At 71.0% G+C, this 15,781-nt stretch carries 18 protein-coding genes; 1 reads left to right on the top strand and 17 read right to left on the bottom strand.

Features of this window, described 5'->3' with window-relative positions; all coding sequences use genetic code 11:
• Positions 1 to 84: 84 nt before the first annotated feature.
• The 17 genes from whiG to proS all read right to left on the bottom strand — a co-directional run bounded on the left by whiG (position 85) and on the right by proS (position 14,416).
• A complete protein-coding gene (gene whiG, locus IEZ19_RS34825; protein WP_189315381.1) occupies positions 85 to 927 on the bottom strand; it encodes an RNA polymerase sigma factor WhiG in 843 nt (280 codons plus the stop codon).
• 282 nt (positions 928 to 1,209) lie between these two features.
• Positions 1,210 to 2,370 (bottom strand): DNA-processing protein DprA, encoded by a 1,161-nt coding sequence (gene dprA / locus IEZ19_RS34820; RefSeq protein WP_189315380.1) that lies wholly within the window; start codon positions 2,368 to 2,370, stop codon positions 1,210 to 1,212.
• On the bottom strand, positions 2,367 to 3,992 hold the full coding sequence (locus IEZ19_RS34815) for a YifB family Mg chelatase-like AAA ATPase (RefSeq protein ID WP_189315379.1): 1,626 nt from the start codon (positions 3,990 to 3,992) through the stop codon (positions 2,367 to 2,369). The genes dprA and IEZ19_RS34815 overlap by 4 nt, the downstream gene beginning before the upstream one ends.
• The gene (locus IEZ19_RS34810) at positions 3,992 to 4,363 is read right to left on the bottom strand and encodes a YraN family protein (RefSeq protein ID WP_189315378.1); all 372 of its coding nucleotides are present in this window, start codon (positions 4,361 to 4,363) and stop codon (positions 3,992 to 3,994) included. Before IEZ19_RS34810 ends, IEZ19_RS34815 begins: the two co-directional genes overlap by 1 nt.
• Positions 4,364 to 4,469: 106 nt before the next feature.
• Complete coding sequence (locus IEZ19_RS34805; protein ID WP_003965949.1) at positions 4,470 to 4,778, bottom strand: DUF2469 domain-containing protein; 309 nt, start codon at positions 4,776 to 4,778, stop codon at positions 4,470 to 4,472.
• A gap of 56 nt (positions 4,779 to 4,834) precedes the next feature.
• Complete coding sequence (locus IEZ19_RS34800) at positions 4,835 to 5,368, bottom strand: NUDIX hydrolase (RefSeq protein WP_189315377.1); 534 nt, start codon at positions 5,366 to 5,368, stop codon at positions 4,835 to 4,837.
• Complete coding sequence (gene lepB / locus IEZ19_RS34795) at positions 5,358 to 6,137, bottom strand: signal peptidase I (RefSeq protein ID WP_189315376.1); 780 nt, start codon at positions 6,135 to 6,137, stop codon at positions 5,358 to 5,360. Before lepB (IEZ19_RS34795) ends, IEZ19_RS34800 begins: the two co-directional genes overlap by 11 nt.
• 189 nt (positions 6,138 to 6,326) lie before the next feature.
• Positions 6,327 to 7,340, bottom strand: coding sequence for a signal peptidase I (lepB, locus tag IEZ19_RS34790; RefSeq protein WP_189315375.1), 1,014 nt, complete (start codon positions 7,338 to 7,340; stop codon positions 6,327 to 6,329).
• Complete coding sequence (gene lepB / locus IEZ19_RS34785; protein ID WP_189315374.1) at positions 7,228 to 8,319, bottom strand: signal peptidase I; 1,092 nt, start codon at positions 8,317 to 8,319, stop codon at positions 7,228 to 7,230. The genes lepB (IEZ19_RS34790) and lepB (IEZ19_RS34785) overlap by 113 nt, the downstream gene beginning before the upstream one ends.
• A complete protein-coding gene (gene lepB / locus IEZ19_RS34780) occupies positions 8,312 to 9,073 on the bottom strand; it encodes a signal peptidase I (RefSeq protein ID WP_189315373.1) in 762 nt (253 codons plus the stop codon). Before lepB (IEZ19_RS34780) ends, lepB (IEZ19_RS34785) begins: the two co-directional genes overlap by 8 nt.
• A 45-nt stretch (positions 9,074 to 9,118) precedes the next feature.
• A complete protein-coding gene (rplS, locus tag IEZ19_RS34775; protein WP_069778487.1) occupies positions 9,119 to 9,469 on the bottom strand; it encodes a 50S ribosomal protein L19 in 351 nt (116 codons plus the stop codon).
• A gap of 135 nt (positions 9,470 to 9,604) precedes the next feature.
• Positions 9,605 to 10,438, bottom strand: a complete 834-nt coding sequence (gene trmD / locus IEZ19_RS34770) for a tRNA (guanosine(37)-N1)-methyltransferase TrmD (RefSeq protein ID WP_189315372.1) — start codon at positions 10,436 to 10,438, stop codon at positions 9,605 to 9,607.
• The gene (gene rimM / locus IEZ19_RS34765; RefSeq protein WP_189315371.1) at positions 10,438 to 10,980 is read right to left on the bottom strand and encodes a ribosome maturation factor RimM; all 543 of its coding nucleotides are present in this window, start codon (positions 10,978 to 10,980) and stop codon (positions 10,438 to 10,440) included. Before rimM ends, trmD begins: the two co-directional genes overlap by 1 nt.
• A gap of 83 nt (positions 10,981 to 11,063) precedes the next feature.
• Positions 11,064 to 11,303 (bottom strand): RNA-binding protein, encoded by a 240-nt coding sequence (locus IEZ19_RS34760; protein WP_005479813.1) that lies wholly within the window; start codon positions 11,301 to 11,303, stop codon positions 11,064 to 11,066.
• A 5-nt stretch (positions 11,304 to 11,308) separates the two neighbouring features.
• The gene (gene rpsP / locus IEZ19_RS34755; protein WP_189315370.1) at positions 11,309 to 11,731 is read right to left on the bottom strand and encodes a 30S ribosomal protein S16; all 423 of its coding nucleotides are present in this window, start codon (positions 11,729 to 11,731) and stop codon (positions 11,309 to 11,311) included.
• Positions 11,732 to 12,143: 412 nt separating this feature from the next.
• Entirely contained in the window at positions 12,144 to 12,740 is a 597-nt protein-coding gene (locus IEZ19_RS34750) for a hypothetical protein (protein WP_189315369.1), read from the bottom strand.
• A 260-nt stretch (positions 12,741 to 13,000) separates the two neighbouring features.
• Positions 13,001 to 14,416: a proline--tRNA ligase gene (gene proS / locus IEZ19_RS34745; protein WP_189315368.1), complete on the bottom strand. Its 1,416-nt coding sequence runs from the start codon at positions 14,414 to 14,416 to the stop codon at positions 13,001 to 13,003.
• 198 nt (positions 14,417 to 14,614) lie between these two features.
• On the opposite strand from proS, the gene IEZ19_RS34740 reads away from it, so the two are divergent.
• Positions 14,615 to 15,523, top strand: coding sequence for an SAM-dependent methyltransferase (locus IEZ19_RS34740; RefSeq protein WP_189315367.1), 909 nt, complete (start codon positions 14,615 to 14,617; stop codon positions 15,521 to 15,523).
• Positions 15,524 to 15,781: the final 258 nt, after the last annotated feature.

Genomic DNA, 15,781 nt, shown 5'->3' with positions numbered 1-15,781 from the left:
GTCAACCACTGTACGGACGCACCACCCGAGGCGGGAGACGGTCCCGGCAACCCGGGCGTTTCCGCGGGCACGGCCCCCGGGGGCTCAGCGCCCGAAGCTCGCCAGCTTGGCCCGCAGCTGGAGCACCGACTTGGTGTGGATCTGGCTGACCCGGCTCTCGGTGACCCCGAGCACGTTCCCGATCTCGGCGAGCGTGAGGCCCTCGTAGTAGTACAGCGTGACGACGGTCTTCTCCCGCTCCGGCAGCGTGTTGATGGCCCGCGCCAGGAACCGCCGAAGCTCCCGGTCCTCGGCCACCTCCACGGGGTTGTCCGCGGCGGTGTCCTCCAGCGTGTCCATCAGGCTCAGCCGGTCGCCGCCCTCGCCTCCGACGTGCAGCAACTCCTCCAGGGCCACCACGTTGGCCAGCGACAACTGGCTGAACACCGCATGCAGTTCGTCCACCTCGATGCCCAGCTCGGCGGCCACCTCACCCTCCGAGGGCGTGCGCCTCAGCCGGGCCTCGAGCGTCGCATAGGCCCGCTCGACGTTGCGCGCCTTCTGCCGCACCGACCGCGGGATCCAGTCCAGCGCCCGCAGCTCGTCGATCATCGCGCCCCGGATGCGGGTGATCGCGTACGTCTCGAACTTGATCTCCCGCTCGATGTCGAACTTCTCGATCGCGTCGATCAGCCCGAACACTCCCGAGGACACGAAGTCGGCCTGTTCCACGTTCGGTGGCAGACCGACGCTGACCCGTCCCGCCACGTACTTCACGAGCGGCGAGTAGTGCAGGATCAGCTGTTCCCGCAGTCGCTCGTCCCCTGTCGCCTTGTACGACCGCCACAGCTCGTCGAGCGTCGAGGGAGCGGGCGGCCGCACGCTGCCACCGTCGCGGGCGGCTGGGGGGAGCGCCGCCCGGTCGGACCCGGAGGTGTGCTGGGGCATTCGTCGCCTTGTGCCGTTCTGCCGTGAAGTGCCGAGAAGTGGAGTGCCTGGGTGAGCTGTCGGTCTGATGTCGAGTTGGCGCGGTCTGCGTCGGGGTCCTCGTGAGCGTAGCGTGACTGAGGTGTCGCGGTGTGCGAACGGTGCGGCTCCACCCTCGCGCGGACCGCCTCCATGGCGCGCGCCGCCCCACCCAGCGGGTTGCTCAGCGTGAGGGCCAAGGGTGCCAACTCCGGGAATTCCCAAGGGTGTCGGGGGTTCCCCCGGACGGCCGAACACGTTCGGTCAACACGGACCGTGACGACCCCGGACCGAGATCATCGCCTGGCGTGTCAACTTCCAGCTGTCGTCGTGTCGTTCGACGTACCCAAGTGCTCGCAGTTCGTACAGCCTCGCGATCACCTCGTCCTCCGTGGTCTGTGCGCCGTGCGCGATCTCCCCGGGTGCTGCCGCCCGGTGTCCGGGCAGCGCGGCCAGGACCCGTCGGACGGCGGGTTCCAGCAGGTCACGGGGGAGGACGGGGCCATGCTTGGCCGGGGCCAGCTCTCCCATGTCGCCCACCAGTTCGACGACTTCCGCGGGGTCGGTGACCAGGACGGCCTCGCCGCGCAGCAGCTCGTGGACGCCTGCGGAGAGGGCGCTGGTGGCGGGGCCGGGGACGCCCATCGTGAACCGCCCGAGGCGCTGCGCCGCCCGCGCCGTAACCAGCGAGCCGCTGCGGTGGGCGGCCTCCACCACGACGGTGCCCCTGGTGAGCGCCGCGATCACCCGGTTCCGGAGGATGAATCTGCTCGGGGTCGGATGATCACCGGGCGGCAACTCCCCCACCACCAGTCCCTGTTCCGCGATCCTGGTGATCAATGCGGTGTGTCCGCGCGGATAGGGCCGGTCGACGCCGCAGGCCAGGACGGCGACGGTGGCGCCGCCGGCGCCGAGGGCGCCCCGGTGGGCGGCGCCGTCGACGCCGTAGGCCCCGCCGGAGACCACGACCCAGCCGCGCTCGGCGAGCCCCGCGGCGAGGCCGGCCGCCATGTGGGCGCCGTACTCCGTGCAGGCGCGGGCGCCGACGACGGCGACCGACCGGAGCGCCCACATCCGCAGACTGGGCAGGCCGCGGACCCACAGTCCCGTGGGCCGGGCGTCCCCCAGGTCGTCGAGCTGGGCGGGCCACTCGGCGGCTCCCGGGCACACGAACCGCATGCCGGCGTTCCGTGCGACATCGAGGTCCCGTCGCGGGTCGGCACGCCCGGCGCGAGCCAGCAGCCCGTCCCACCGCGTCGCGCTCACCCCCGGCAGGGCCTCCCCGCTGTCCCGCAGCCGCCGCACCACTTCCCCCACCCCGAACTCACGCAACCACCGCCCACCGATCTCGTCCCCGGGCTCGACGACCCGGGCAAGAAAGACCCGCCCCAGCAGTTCGGGGTCCGGTTCGTGGTCTCCGGTCACGTCAGCGCCCCGATGGCCATCGGCACGCCCCTCGGGACTCCGGTGCGCAGCTGCAGGGCGAGGGCCACGTCGGTGGCGTCCGGCCGGTCGTGGCCGACGAGGTCCGCCACCGTCCAGGCGACGCGCAGGACGCGGTCCAGCCCGCGAGCCGTCAGGACACCCCTCTCCAGGTTGCGCTCGGCGTCGTCCATCGCGCCGGCTCTGGCGGACCAGCGGCTGCGCAGCTCCCTGCCGGGCACTTCGCTGTTGGTCCGCCACGGGGTTGCGGCCAGGCGGGCGGCCGCGCGCTCCCGGGCCGCCAGCACCCGGTCGGCGACGGTCGCGGTGGACTCGCCCCGGGCTCCCGGCTCGGTGAGCTGGGCCCGGGTGACGGGGTCGACCTCGATGCGGAGGTCGACCCGGTCGAGCAGGGGCCCGGACAGTCGCGCCTGATAGCGACGGATCGCCGAGGGGGGACACTCGCACCGGGTGTCGCGCTGCGAGAATCGGCCGCACGGGCACGGGTTGGCCGCCAGCACCATCAGGAACCTGGCCGGGAACCGCACCACCCCCGCACTGCGTGCGATCACGACATGACCCGCCTCCAGGGGCTGTCGCAGGGCGTCGAGCGTCTGGCTGTGGAACTCGGGCGCCTCGTCCAGGAACAGCACGCCCCGGTGAGCGAGCGAGACGGCGCCGGGTCGTGCGACGCCCGGGCCGCCGCCGACCAGTGACTGCATGGTGGCCGAGTGGTGCGGGGCGCAGTACGGCGCGACGTCGATGAGGGGCTTGCCCGGTGGCAGCAGTCCGGCGACCGAGTGCACCGCCGTGACCTCCAGCGAGTCCTCCCGGCTGAGCCGGGGCAAGACGGTGGGCAGCCGCTCCGCGAGCATGGTCTTGCCCGCGCCGGGCGGTCCCTCGAGGAAGAGGTGGTGTCCGCCCGCAGCGGCCACCTCGACGGCCGTACGCGCCGAGGTCTGGCCCACGACGTCGGCCAGGTCATGGTCGTGGTCGCGCTGCGCGGCGCCCGTGCTGTGCATGCCCGTGGCCGCGCCCGTGCCGGGTACGCGCAGGCCGGCCAGGAGCGGATCCGGGCGGCCGAGCTCGTCGGGTTCCTCCTCGGGCACGGGCTCGTCGGTCAGGACGGCGACCAGCTGCCTGAGGCTGCGGACGCCGAGCACGGACACTCCGGGCACCAACGAGGCTTCCGCTGCGGCGCATTCGGGAACGACCACCTGCTCGTAACCTGCGTCCGCGGCGGCCAGTACCGCCGGCAGGATGCCCCGGACCGGGCGCACCCGCCCGTCCAGTCCCAGCTCGCCGATCATCACGATGTCGGCCAGGACCCGTGGGTCGATCCGCTCGGCGGCACCCAGCACCGCACAGGCGACGGCGAGGTCGAAGCCGCTGCCCGCCTTCGGCACCGATGCCGGGCTGAGGCCCACCGTGAGTTTCTTCTGCGGCCACGCGCCGCCGGAGTTGACGACGGCCGCCCGCACCCGGTCCCGGCTCTCCGTCAGACTCTTGTCCGGTAACCCCACCAGCGTGAACGCCGCCACCCCCGGTTCCAGGTCGGCCTGGACCTCGACCACCACGCCTTCGACGCCCACCAGCGCCACCGAGCACGTACGCGCGAATCCCATCAGGCCACCCCCCGCGCGTGCTCGACCACGGGGGCGCCGCGGTCGGGGACGACGACGCCGACCAGGTCGATGCGGACGCCGCCGGGCGGGGCGCCGCCGTGGGTCTGGATCCAGCGTTGCGCCAGGTCGCGCAGGCGGGACGCCTTGTCCGGGGTCACCGCGGCCATCGGATGCTGGTACGCACCGCCCCGCCGGGTCTTCACCTCGCAGACGACGAGCGTGCTCCCGTCCCGCGCCACGATGTCGATCTCACCGGACCTGCCGCCGCGCCAGTTGCGCTCCAGGACCGTCATCCCGGCCTCGGTCAGCCGCCGGGCGGCCAGGTCCTCGCCGTACTTGCCGAGTGCGCTGCGCGCCTGCTGCGTGTTCATGTCGGCACCACCTCCGGCGCCAACCGTCACGCATCCCAGCGAGCGAAGTGGATCTTGGTGGACTACTCGCCGGTTGTGGACAACTCCGTCACCCGTTCGTGGGCCTTCAGCCGCCCGGCAGCTCGAGGTCGCTCTTGTTCAGCTCCTCGATGTTCACGTCCTTGAATGTCAATACGCGTACCTGCTTCACGAAGCGGGCCGGGCGGTACATGTCCCAGACCCAGGCGTCCGCCATGGACACCTCGAAGAACACCTCGCCCTGGACCGAGTGCACCTGCATCTCGTAGTCGTTGGTGAGGTAGAAGCGCCGCTCGGTCTCGATCACGTATTTGAACAGACCGACGACATCGCGGTACTCCCGGTAGAGCTTCAGCTCCATCTCGGTCTCGTACTTTTCGAGGTCCTCGGCGCTCATGGCATGTTCCCCTTCAGCCGTGCGATCCCACCATTGTGCGCCAGTCCCGCGCGCCCCTAGACGATTTCCGTGTCAAGGGTTACGGGTCCGGCCGGGGGACCATCGTCGAGCAGCCGGTGCAGCAGCTCGGCGAGTCTGGTCGGATACACCGTCTCATGCGCCCGGGCCAGTTCCTGACACGTCCACCACCTCGCTCCGGCGACGCTGCGTCGCTCCAGCTCGGTCAGGGCCGTGGCCTCGGGCACCGTCTGGACCGTATCGGCCGCCCGGGCCAGGTAGTACCACTCGTCCTGGTCCCAGCGACGGCCCGCGAACGGGAAGGAACACCGCCGCCGCCACAGGACCGGGCCGAGTTCGACGTCCGTGATACCGGTCTCCTCGGCGAGTTCCCGCAGTGCGGCCTCCTCGCGCGTCTCGTCGCCCTCCAGACCGCCGCCGGGCGTGAACCACCAGTCGTCGGCCGGGTCGTCCGGCTCGTGGCCGTGCAGGAGCAGGATGCGGTCGTCGGGGTCGAGCAGGACCACCCGGGCGACCTTGCGGAGGCCGCCGCCGTACGCCTCCTCGCTCGCGTCCGTGGCCTCAGCGGGCACCGACGGGCTCCGTCCGGGTACGCCCGCGGGAGCCGCCCAGGCGCTTCGCGATCGGGCCGTAGGCGCCGCCGCCGAGGACGAGGACGGCGCCGGCGACGATCAGGACGAGGATGGTGCGCAGCGGGCCCGGCTGGGACAGCGGGCCCAGGGTCTCGAAGCCCGTGGGGCGCCCCAGCATGCCCTTCATGGGCCAGGCGACGGCGTCGACGCGGGCGCTCACGGCGGCGGTGGACACGGTGCCGCTGGCCGCGTCGGTGAGGTGGGCCGTGGAGTCCAGGGAGCCCTGGCGTTCGTCGCCGAGCAGGAACAGCCGGCCCTGAGGGACCTTGACGGTCGGGAAGTTCGTGATCTCGGCGAGGCTGCCCTCGGGCAGGTAGGGCTCGTCGATCTGCTTGCCGTTCACGGTCAGCTTGCCGTCCGTGCAGCAGGCGACGGTGTCGCCGCCGACCGCGACGACGCGCTTGACGACGTCCGCGTTGGTGACCCAGCTCTTGTCACGGAAGACGACCACGTCACCCCGGCGAATCTCGCTGCCGTCGACGCGCTGTGCCAGGACACGGTCGCCGACGTCGATCGTCGGCGTCATAGAACTGGTGGGCACGGTGTAGGGCCGGTACTCCACCGCTCCCCACCCGAATCCGCCGAGGAACAGCACCAGGCCCAGCGCCACGGCCACCCCCGACAGCCGCTCTCCGAGCCGGCTGCCGACCTGCGCCGTGCTGGTGCCGCCGCTGCGCGGGGCCGTACGTGTCGTGCTCTCGCCACCCATGGATCCGCACCCTACCCGGCGGTACCGAACGGAGGGAGCCCTTCTCCCGCGACCAGGATCACAAGCTACCCAAGGTCTTCACAGAAGCGGATCGCGCGCACAGCGAACCCCCACCGCTCCGGTCGGTGCGGTGGGGGTGGGAGTTGCGGGACTGCTCGGGCGGCGGGGCCGGATACCGTGGCGGCGGTGTCAGCGCCGGCCGGTCGCCACCGTCGTCTGCGTCTCCGGCTTCGCGGTCAGGGTGATCACGCGCCTGCGGCGCCACACCGCCAACGGCAGCACGCCTGCGAGGGCGAGCCCCTCCGGGGCCACCGTGAGCGACGCGGCGGCGGAGGACTGCTGATCCAGGCCGGGCTGGTCGAAGGTGTCCGGGACCGGGAGCGTGCCCCAGCGGTTGATCGGCCAGGCCTTGACGATGGCACGGCCGACGACCTTGTCGACCGGGACCATGCCGTGGTTCTTGTCGCCCTGGTTGTAGCGCGAGTCGCGGGAGTTCTGGCGGTGGTCGCCCATCACCCAGATGAAGCCCTCGGGGACCTTCACCTTGAATTGACCGCCCTGGTCGTCGACGGTGCAGGGGGTGTTGCCCGGGTACACGTACGGCTCGTTCAGCGCCTTGCCGTTGACCGTCAGCGGGCCGGTCCCGTTGCACGCGACGGTGTCGCCGCCGACGCCGATGACACGCTTGATGAGGTCCTTCTCCTCGGCGGACGGCATGAGGCCGATCCAGCTGAGGATCTTCTGCACCGCGTTCGGGTTGGCCGTCGGCTCGCCCGCCAGCCAGTTGTCCGGGTCGTGGAAGACGACGACCTCACCGCGGTCGGGCTCGGAGCCGAACCACGGGGTGAGCTTGTCGACCAGGACGCGGTCACCCTGCTGGAGGGTGTTCTGCATCGAGTCGGACGGAATCGAGAACGCCTGCACCAGGAACGTCTTGATCAGCAGCGCCAGCACCAGCGCGATGACGACCAGGATCGGCAGTTCCTTCCAGAAGGAGCGCGGCTTGCTCGGCCCGGCGGCCGCATCGCGCGATCCCTGTTCGTCCGCCCGCGACTGTCCGCCGGCCGTACCGTCGTCGGCCCCCCCGGTGTCACTCCCGGAGGTCACGGTCCCGTCCCCGGCGGGGACACTCGCTTTTACGGGGCGCCCGCGGTGCTCCTCGCCGTCGTGCCCGGACCGTGCGCCAACCGCCACATCCCCCACGCCAACTCCTTACTCCGTGCCGCCGCCTGCCCCATGCGCGGCGCAGGCCCACCACTCCCATAACGAGCGGGAGTTCCGCAGGGGTCGGGAGCTGGACGGATCCGTTCGGATCGTCTGGGGCAACCCTATCCGGCGGCCGCGTGGCCACGGTCGTCCCCGACACGGAGTTCAACACGCTTGCGAAGGTTTTAGGTTCCTTCAAGGTGCTCCAATGGCCGATCGGCCAGCCGATGAGCATGGCGCGGCCCACCACGGAGTCCACGGAGACCGTGCCGCCGTAGCCGGTGTCCTGGTGCGCGCGGGAGTCCGCGGAGTTGCCCCGGTGGTCGCCCATCACCCACAGCCGCCCCTGGGGGACGGTGATGTCGAAGGGAGCGCTGGACGGGGCGTCGCCGGGATACACGTAGTCGCCCTCGGTCAGCGGTACGCCGTTGACGGTCACCCGCCCCTGCGCGTCGCAGCACTTGACGTGGTCGCCGCCGACGCCGATGACCCGCTTGATGAGGTCCTTCTCGTTGTCGGAGGGCAGCAGACCGATGAAGGTGAGGCCTTCCTTGACCTGCTTGACGCCCACGGGATCGTTCTTCTCCGCCGTCTGCTCGTCGGCCAGCCAGCCGCCCGGGTCGTGGAAGACGACGACGTCGCCGCGCTGCGGCTTGGCGCCGAACCACGGGGTGAGCTTGTCGACCAGGACACGGTCCCCGATCCGGATCGTCTGCTCCATCGAGCCGGACGGGATCACGAAGGCCTGCACGAGGAAGGTCTTCAGGACCAGCGCTATCAGGACGGCCACGCCCACCAGGAGCGGTATCTCGCGCACGGCGCCGCGGCGGCGCCTGCGCTTGACCTTGCGCTGGAGCTTGCGCCGCTCCGCACGCGTGCGGCCACCGGCCGGCTGCGCGGCACGCCGGTTCCCGGTGGGCAGCAGGTTCTCGGCGGCGCTGCCGGGCACACCGCGCGGCTTGCCGCGATTACCCATGCGTGCCCTCCGCGGAAACGGACGGTGCGGGCACACGCGCGTGGGGAGAGGTGACGGGCACGCGCGCGTAGCCGGAAGCGGCGGGCACGCGCGCATAGGCAGTGGGGCGGTGCAGGCGGGTCCAGTGGGCGGAAGGCCAGACGATCCAGTCGGCCCGCCCGATGACGTCGCCGACCGGGATCATGCCGCCGCCCGGCGAGCCCAGGTGGTCGCGGGAGTCGCTGGAGTCGCTGCGGTGGTCGCCGAGGACGAAGAGCCTGCCGTCGGGCACGACGACGTCGAAAGGCACGCCGGACGGGCTGTCCCCGGGGTAGAGGAACGCCGTCTCGTCGACCGGCCGGCCGTTCACCTCGAGTCTCCCCTCCTTGTCGCAGCACACCACGTGGTCGCCCCCCACCCCCACAACGCGCTTGATGTAGTCGGCGTCCCCGAAATACCCGGTTCCGTCGAACACGACGACATCGCCGCGCCGCGGATCGGCACCGAAACGGTACGCCAACTTATTTACGAGAACGCGGTCCCCGATCCTCAATCCCCGCTCCATGGATCCGCTCGGGATCTCGAACGGTTGCACCACGAACGTGTTGAGGAGCAGCAGGAAGAGCAGGCAGGTGAAGGCGGTGAGGGTGATCCGGCCGCCCGGCAGCCACTCGGTGATCCGCGGCACCAACGCGAAACGCGACCGTCCCTCCACGGCCTCCGGGGGGAGACGGGAGGAGCGGTCGCGCTCCGTCGGCTGTGCTTCGGTGTCCATCGGAGCCAGATGCTATCCGGCCTTCCCATGAACCCCGGAGAGCGCTCAGCTCTCGCGCTTCTCCTTGATCTTCGCGGCCTTGCCGCGCAGGTCGCGCAGGTAGTACAGCTTGGCGCGACGCACGTCACCGCGGGTGACGAGCTCGATCTTCTCGACGATCGGGGTGTGCACCGGGAAGGTGCGCTCGACGCCGACGGAGAACGAGACCTTGCGGACCGTGAAGGTCTCGCGGACACCGGAGCCCTGGCGGCGGATCACAACGCCCTTGAACTGCTGCACACGGGAGCGGTTGCCCTCGATGACGCGGACGTGGACGTTGACCGTGTCACCCGGGCGGAAGGCCGGGATGTCGCTGCGCAGCGACGCGGAGTCGACGGAGTCGAGCAGGTGAGACATGTCGTCTGCTTTCTTCGCTGATGCCACAGGTCATCAACGGGAACTAGGTTTCCTTGAGGTCTGCCGTGCGGGTCGGGGCGGGCGTCGTGTCCCCCCGTGGCAGGGGCGCACACCAGACGGACGCACAACAGCGGTTTATTCTTCCACGCCCTCTGGCCTGCGCCAAAATCGGCCGTACGGCTCCCCGTCGGGATCCGGTGCCCAGCCCAGGATGGAGAGCATCTCGCGGTCCTTCTTGTCGAAGGCCTTGGGGTCGCAACGCTCGACGAGGTCGGGCCGGTGGGCCGTCGTGCGCTTGAGGGCCTCGTCGCGGCGCCAGCGGGCGATCTTGCCGTGGTGCCCGCTGAGCAGCACCTCGGGGATGTCCCGGCCGCGCCAGACGGGCGGCTTGGTGTAGACAGGGCCCTCCAGGAGGTTGGCCATCGCGCCGGGCGCGAAGGAGTCGTCCCGGTGGGACTCGGCGTTGCCCAGGACGCCGGGCAGCAGCCGCGCCACGGCCTCCGTGATCACCAGTACGGCCGCCTCACCGCCGGCGAGGACGTAGTCGCCGATGGACACCTCGTACACCGGTATGCGGGTGGCGTACTCGTCCATGACGCGCCGGTCGATGCCCTCGTAGCGGGCCGGCGTGAAGATCAGCCAGGGGCGCTCGGACAGTTCGACGGCCAGTTCCTGGGTGAAGGGGCGGCCGCTGGGGGTGGGGACGATCAGGGCGGGCGCGTGCGAGCCCGTCTCGTACCCGTCGGCGAGGACGGAGTCCAGGGCATCGCCCCAGGGCCCGGTCTTCATGACCATGCCGGGGCCGCCGCCGTACGGCGTGTCGTCGACGGTGCTGTGCCGGTCGTACGCCCACGCGCGCAGGTCGTGCACATGGACGTTCAGCTGTCCACGCGCGCGTGCCTTGCCGACGAGGGAGACGTTCAGCGGTTCGAGGTACTCGGGGAAGATCGTGACGACGTCGAGGCGCATTACGACTCGTCCTCCGAGGAGTCGATCTCGGCCCGGTCGTCGATCAGGCCGGGCGGCGGGTCGATGACCGCCCGCTGTTCCTCCAGGTCGATCTCCACGACGATCTCCTCGACGAAGGGGATCATCACCTCGCTGCCGTCGGGCCGCTCGACGATGAAGAGGTCCTGGGAGGGCAGGTGCGAGATCTCGGTGATCCGGCCGACCTCCACCCCGTCCTTGGTGACGACGTCCAGGTCCATCAGCTGATGGTCGTAGTACTCGTCCTCCGCCTCGGGCAGCTCGTTCGGGTCGACCTCGGCGATCAGGAGGGTGTTGCGCAGGGCCTCGGCGGCGTTGCGGTCGCCCACGCCCTCGAACCGCAGGAGCAGGCGCCCGCTGTGCACCCGGCCGGTCTCGATGGTGAGCGGGCCCGCCGAGGCGGGGTCCGTGGCCAGGACGGCGCCCGGCGCGAGCCTCAGCTCCGGCTCGTCCGTACGGACCTCGACGGTGACCTCGCCCTTGATGCCGTGGGCGCGGCCGATCCGCGCGACTACGAGCTGCACTTCTGAAGATCTCCTGTCCTGACGACTACGGGCCGGGGACGGCCCAGTGGCCCTCCCCGGCCCGAGCCGGTTGCGATGAAGCGTCAGCGGACGTGGTCCACGTCGACGAGGTCGACGCGAACACCGCGGCCGCCGATGGCGCCCACGACGGTGCGCAGGGCGCGCGCGGTGCGGCCGTTGCGGCCGATCACCTTGCCGAGGTCGTCGGGGTGGACCCGGACCTCCAGCACACGCCCGCGGCGCAGGTCGCGCGAGGCGACCTGCACATCGTCAGGGTTGTCGACGATGCCCTTCACGAGGTGCTCAAGCGCCTCTTCGAGCATGCTGCTCAGGCCTCGGTCGACTCGGAGGACTCGGCAGCGGCCTCGTCCTTCTTCTCAGCCTTCTTCTTCTGGGTGATCGCCTCACCCTTGCCCTCGTCGTCACCGCCGAGAGCCTCGAACGACGGACGCACGGCCTTCGGCTCGGCGACGAGCAGCGGCGCCGGGGCGGGCTCGCCCTTGAACTTCTGCCAGTCGCCGGTCTTCTTCAGGATGGCGAGGACGGGCTCGGTCGGCTGGGCGCCGACGCCGAGCCAGTACGCCACACGGTCGGCGTCCACCTCGATGACCGACGGGTTGTAGGTCGGGTGGTACTTGCCGATCTCCTCGATCGCACGGCCGTCACGGCGGGTGCGGGAGTCGGCGACGACGATGCGGTAGTGAGGCGAACGGATCTTGCCCAGACGCTTCAGCTTGATCTTGACTGCCACGGGAGTGGGTTCTCCTGGATTTGACGTGGTTGGGCACGGCGAGACTGCCGCGTGGGGTTGCGGTACCCGAGTGCCCGATGGACGCGTCAGCCGGAGGAGAGAGGGGTCCTGTGCGGCTGTCGAGTACAGCTAGCCATTGTGCCATACCCTGCGGGTCCCTTCTGGCCGAGGGGGGAGCTGCGGCCGGGCACGCCTGACGAGCACCCGGCGTAGAGGTGACCTCCGTCGGATGCGCTGCCCGGCGCCACGAGGTGCCGCTCCCCCGCCCTCACCCACGCTCGGCTTCGCTCACGCAGGGGCGCCCCCGTCGCCCCAGCGGCACGACTGCCCGCAGCTGCGCGGCAGACAAAGACACCCGACGCTCGGTCGACCGCTCCGGCACCCACGAGATGCCGGTGGCTCGCGGTTCGTGTTATGCGGCGCCGGCGACTTCCGGGATGCGGAACGGCTTGCCGCAGCCGCCGCAGACGATCGGGGCCTGGGCCAGGACCGACGGGACCACCCGGACGTTGCGGCCGCAGTCGCAGACCGCCTTGACGCGAACGCCGCCGCCGGAGGAGCCGTGGCGGGCGGCCGGGCCGCGGAAGGTGCGGGAGGTATCGGCGGACGTGGCTGCCGTGTGCGCCTTCAGGGCGCGCTGGAGCCGCTCGATGGTCGGCCGGTAGCGCCGCTTGGCCTCGGGGTTGAGCGTGACCAGTGAGAAGCCGCTGCTGGGGTGCGGTTCGTCGGGGTGGTCCAGGCCCAGCTCCTCGGCGACGGCGAGGAATCTGCGGTTGTGGTAGCGGCCGGCGCGGGAGGTGTCGCGGACCCCGCGGGAGGCTGCGATGCCGTGGACTGCCTCATGGAGCAGTCGCTCGAAGGAGAGCTCGTGTCCGCACGCGGACGACGACTCCCCGATCAGGGACTCTGGCGCGGCGAGGTCCGGCAGCTCGGGGTGGTACCGCTGAATGTCGGCCCACGCCTGCGCCAGCTCCGCTGCGAGTACAGGTGGTGTCTGTGTCGTGCTCACGTAATGACAACGAGCCGGAGCGCCTCTGTGTTCCGATTCCGGGCCATCCCAATTAATTTGCACGTACCCGTCAGTTGCCGCTGATGTGTCCTGACGAGGGCGGGTGCGCTGATCTGCGGAGAAGCCTCACAGCTCGTACCAAGCCGGTACGTAGGCCGACGTACGACCCGGCGCGTAGATCCCGTCCGCGCGGCGGGGTACGTGTGTTCGGCGGATGCGCAAGAGGCGTTTCGGTCGCTCTCGGGGCGGAACCCCGTACCTCAGTAAGCGCGCGCGACGACCGCGACGTTACCGGGCGCGTCCTCGGCGTCGGGCACCGCCCCGTCCTCCGTGACCAGACACCGTACGGTCACGGCGTGCTCGGCCAGTTTGACCTCGCCTTCTTCGCCGAGAGCCGCCCACGGGACCCGCGCCCAGCCACCGGCCGTCGCGGCCTCGACGGCCTCGTCGACCGTCGACACCTCCGTGGTGCGGGACTCACGGCGCTCGCGGGCCTGGCGCAGCAGCAGCGCCTGGTCCTCCTCGAGGACGGCGGGGAGCTGCTCGACCAGGGTGTCCAGGGACACCGGTGCCTTGCCGCCGGGGATGCGGCGGGCCAGCATCGCGGTGCCGCTCTCCAGGTCACGGGGACCGACCTCGATGCGCACGGGCACGCCCTTGAGCTCCCAGTCGACGGCGCGCCGGCCGAACGGGACGTCCGTGCGGTCGTCCACGTGGACGCGGATCCCGGCCGCCTTCAGCCGGTCGCCGAGTTCGCGGACCTTGGCCAGAACCGCCTCGTCCCCCTTGATCGCGAGGACGACGGCCTGGATCTGCGCCAGCCGCGGCGGCACGCGCAGCCCGTTGTCGTCGCCGTGCATCATCACCAGGGCGCCGATCATGCGGGTGGTGGAGCCCCAGGAGGTCTGCCAGACCAGCTCCTGCGTGCCGTCCTTCGACAGGTACGACGTGTTGAACGCCTTGGCGAAGTTCTGGCCGAGTTCATGGCTGGTGGCCATCTGCAGGGCCTTGCCGTCGCCCATCATGCCCTCCAGCGTGAGGGTGTTGATGGCACCGGCGAACCGCTCCTTGACGGTCTTGCGGCCGGGTACGACGTCCATCGCAAGGACGTTCACCATGAAGTCCTCGTACACCTTGCGGTGGATGTGCGCGGCGAAGTCCCGGGCGTCCTCGTAGGTGGCGTGCGCGGTGTGGCCCTCCTGCCACAGGAACTCGGTGGTGCGCAGGAAGAGGCGGGGGCGCAGCTCCCAGCGGACCACGTTCGCCCACTGGTTGATGAGCAGGGGCAGGTCTCGGTAGCTCTGCACCCACTTGGAGAAGTAGTCGTTGATGATCATCTCGGAGGTGGGCCGCACGACCGCGGGCTCCTCCAGGTCCTTGCCGCCGCCGTGGGTGACCACGGCCAGCTCCGGCGCGAAGCCCTCGACGTGGTCCGCTTCCCGCGCGAGATACGACTGCGGGATCAGCAGCGGGAAGTAAGCGTTCTGGGTGCCCGTCTCCTTGATGCGGGCGTCCATCTCCGCCTGCATCCGCTCCCACAGCCCGTACCCGTACGGTCGGATGACCATGGTGCCGCGCACCGGACCGTTGTCGGCCAGTTCGGCCTTGTTGATCAGATCCTGGTACCAGCGCGGGAAGTCGTCCGCCCGCGGCGTGAGAACGGGTGCCTTTGCCATGGCGCGATGGTACGGGTCCACGTTGCCGGGATGTGAATTCTCGTCACAGGCACCGGGATGCCCCAAGCCGGGCCCCACGACCTATGGACGCGGTCGCGAGCCGGGAGTTACCTGGCATACGTGGGGAGTGCGAGCGCACGGCACGGGGGCCACGGAATGGGCACTCCTGCACCTCTCGGCGGATTGGGGCGCTTACCTATGACACCTACGCTCGTGCGGCAACACCTGTCTCACGCGGGAACCACGCCCCGCGTGAACCTGTGCGCACGCGCGCGTGACTGGTCCGAGATCCAGGAGCGGATGCTGGTGCCGCTCTACGAGACCGTCCACGAGCGACTCGAAGTGGGCCCGGCCACCCGGCTGCTGGGCCTCGGCTGCGGATCCGGGCTCGCCCTGCTGATGGCGGCCTCCAGAGGTGCCGCGGTCACCGGAGTCGACTCCGGCCGCCCCGAACTGCTGGCTCTGGCCCGGCAGCGGCTGTTGCCGGAAGGTGCGGGCACGCGTGCGCGCACCGCGATCGTCGACGGCTCACCCCGGGACGCGGCCGACGCGGAGACGCCCGCGTTCACGGTGGTGACCGCCTTCGAACCGATCGGGTGCCTCGCGGGCGACTCGGAGGGGCTCGGTGAACTGCTCGCCGAGGCGATACCGCTCGCGGAACGCGGGGCGCCCGTGGTGCTGGCGGGCTGGGGTCCGCCCGAGCGCTGCGCCACGTCGTCCGTGCTGCGGGTGGCGGCGAAACTTGCCGATCCGCTGCGCCGCGCGGGCAGCCCGCGCCCCGCCCGCCGGGACGACCTGGAGGAGGTCGCGCAGCGGGCCGGGCTGCGGCCGGACGGCTCCGGGCGGGTGGCCTGCCCGTTCGGGTACGCCGACCTCGACAGCGCCGTGCGCGGACTGCTGTCGACGGGACTGTTCGACGCGGCGATCGCGGCGACGGACCAGGAGCAGGTGGACAAGGAGGTGGCGGAGGCCCTGCACCCGTACCAGCGGCCGGACGGGACGGTGTGGATGCCGAATGTGTTCCGCTACCTCGTCGCACGCGTGCCCCAGGACTCCGGGGGTCCAGGGCTCCACGGGTCCACGGCCCGCCCTTCGTCAGGCGGGTGATCCCGGCGATCCGGTACGCGTCCGGCTCCCTCCAGCGTCTCCTTCTCCAGCGGTGCCTCGGCCAGGGCGCCCAACCGGCCGCGGCGGTCGCGGAGTTCGCGGCGTAGATCTCGGTGACGTTGCTGTCGGCCACCTGTGTACCGAACTCGGGACGTCACGACACCGGTCAGCCCCCGGCACCTGCAGAAACAGCGAGGGCGCCCCCCAATGCCGTTGCTTGATTCGGTCAAGGAGTTCGGTGTGAGGCGGTGACGGCAC

Origin of the sequence: Streptomyces brasiliensis, assembly GCF_014647875.1 — a bacterium.
GTDB lineage: Bacteria > Actinomycetota > Actinomycetes > Streptomycetales > Streptomycetaceae > Streptomyces > Streptomyces brasiliensis.
Note: the sequence above shows the minus strand (reverse complement) of the source record. Positions and strands in the feature narration are given on the sequence as shown.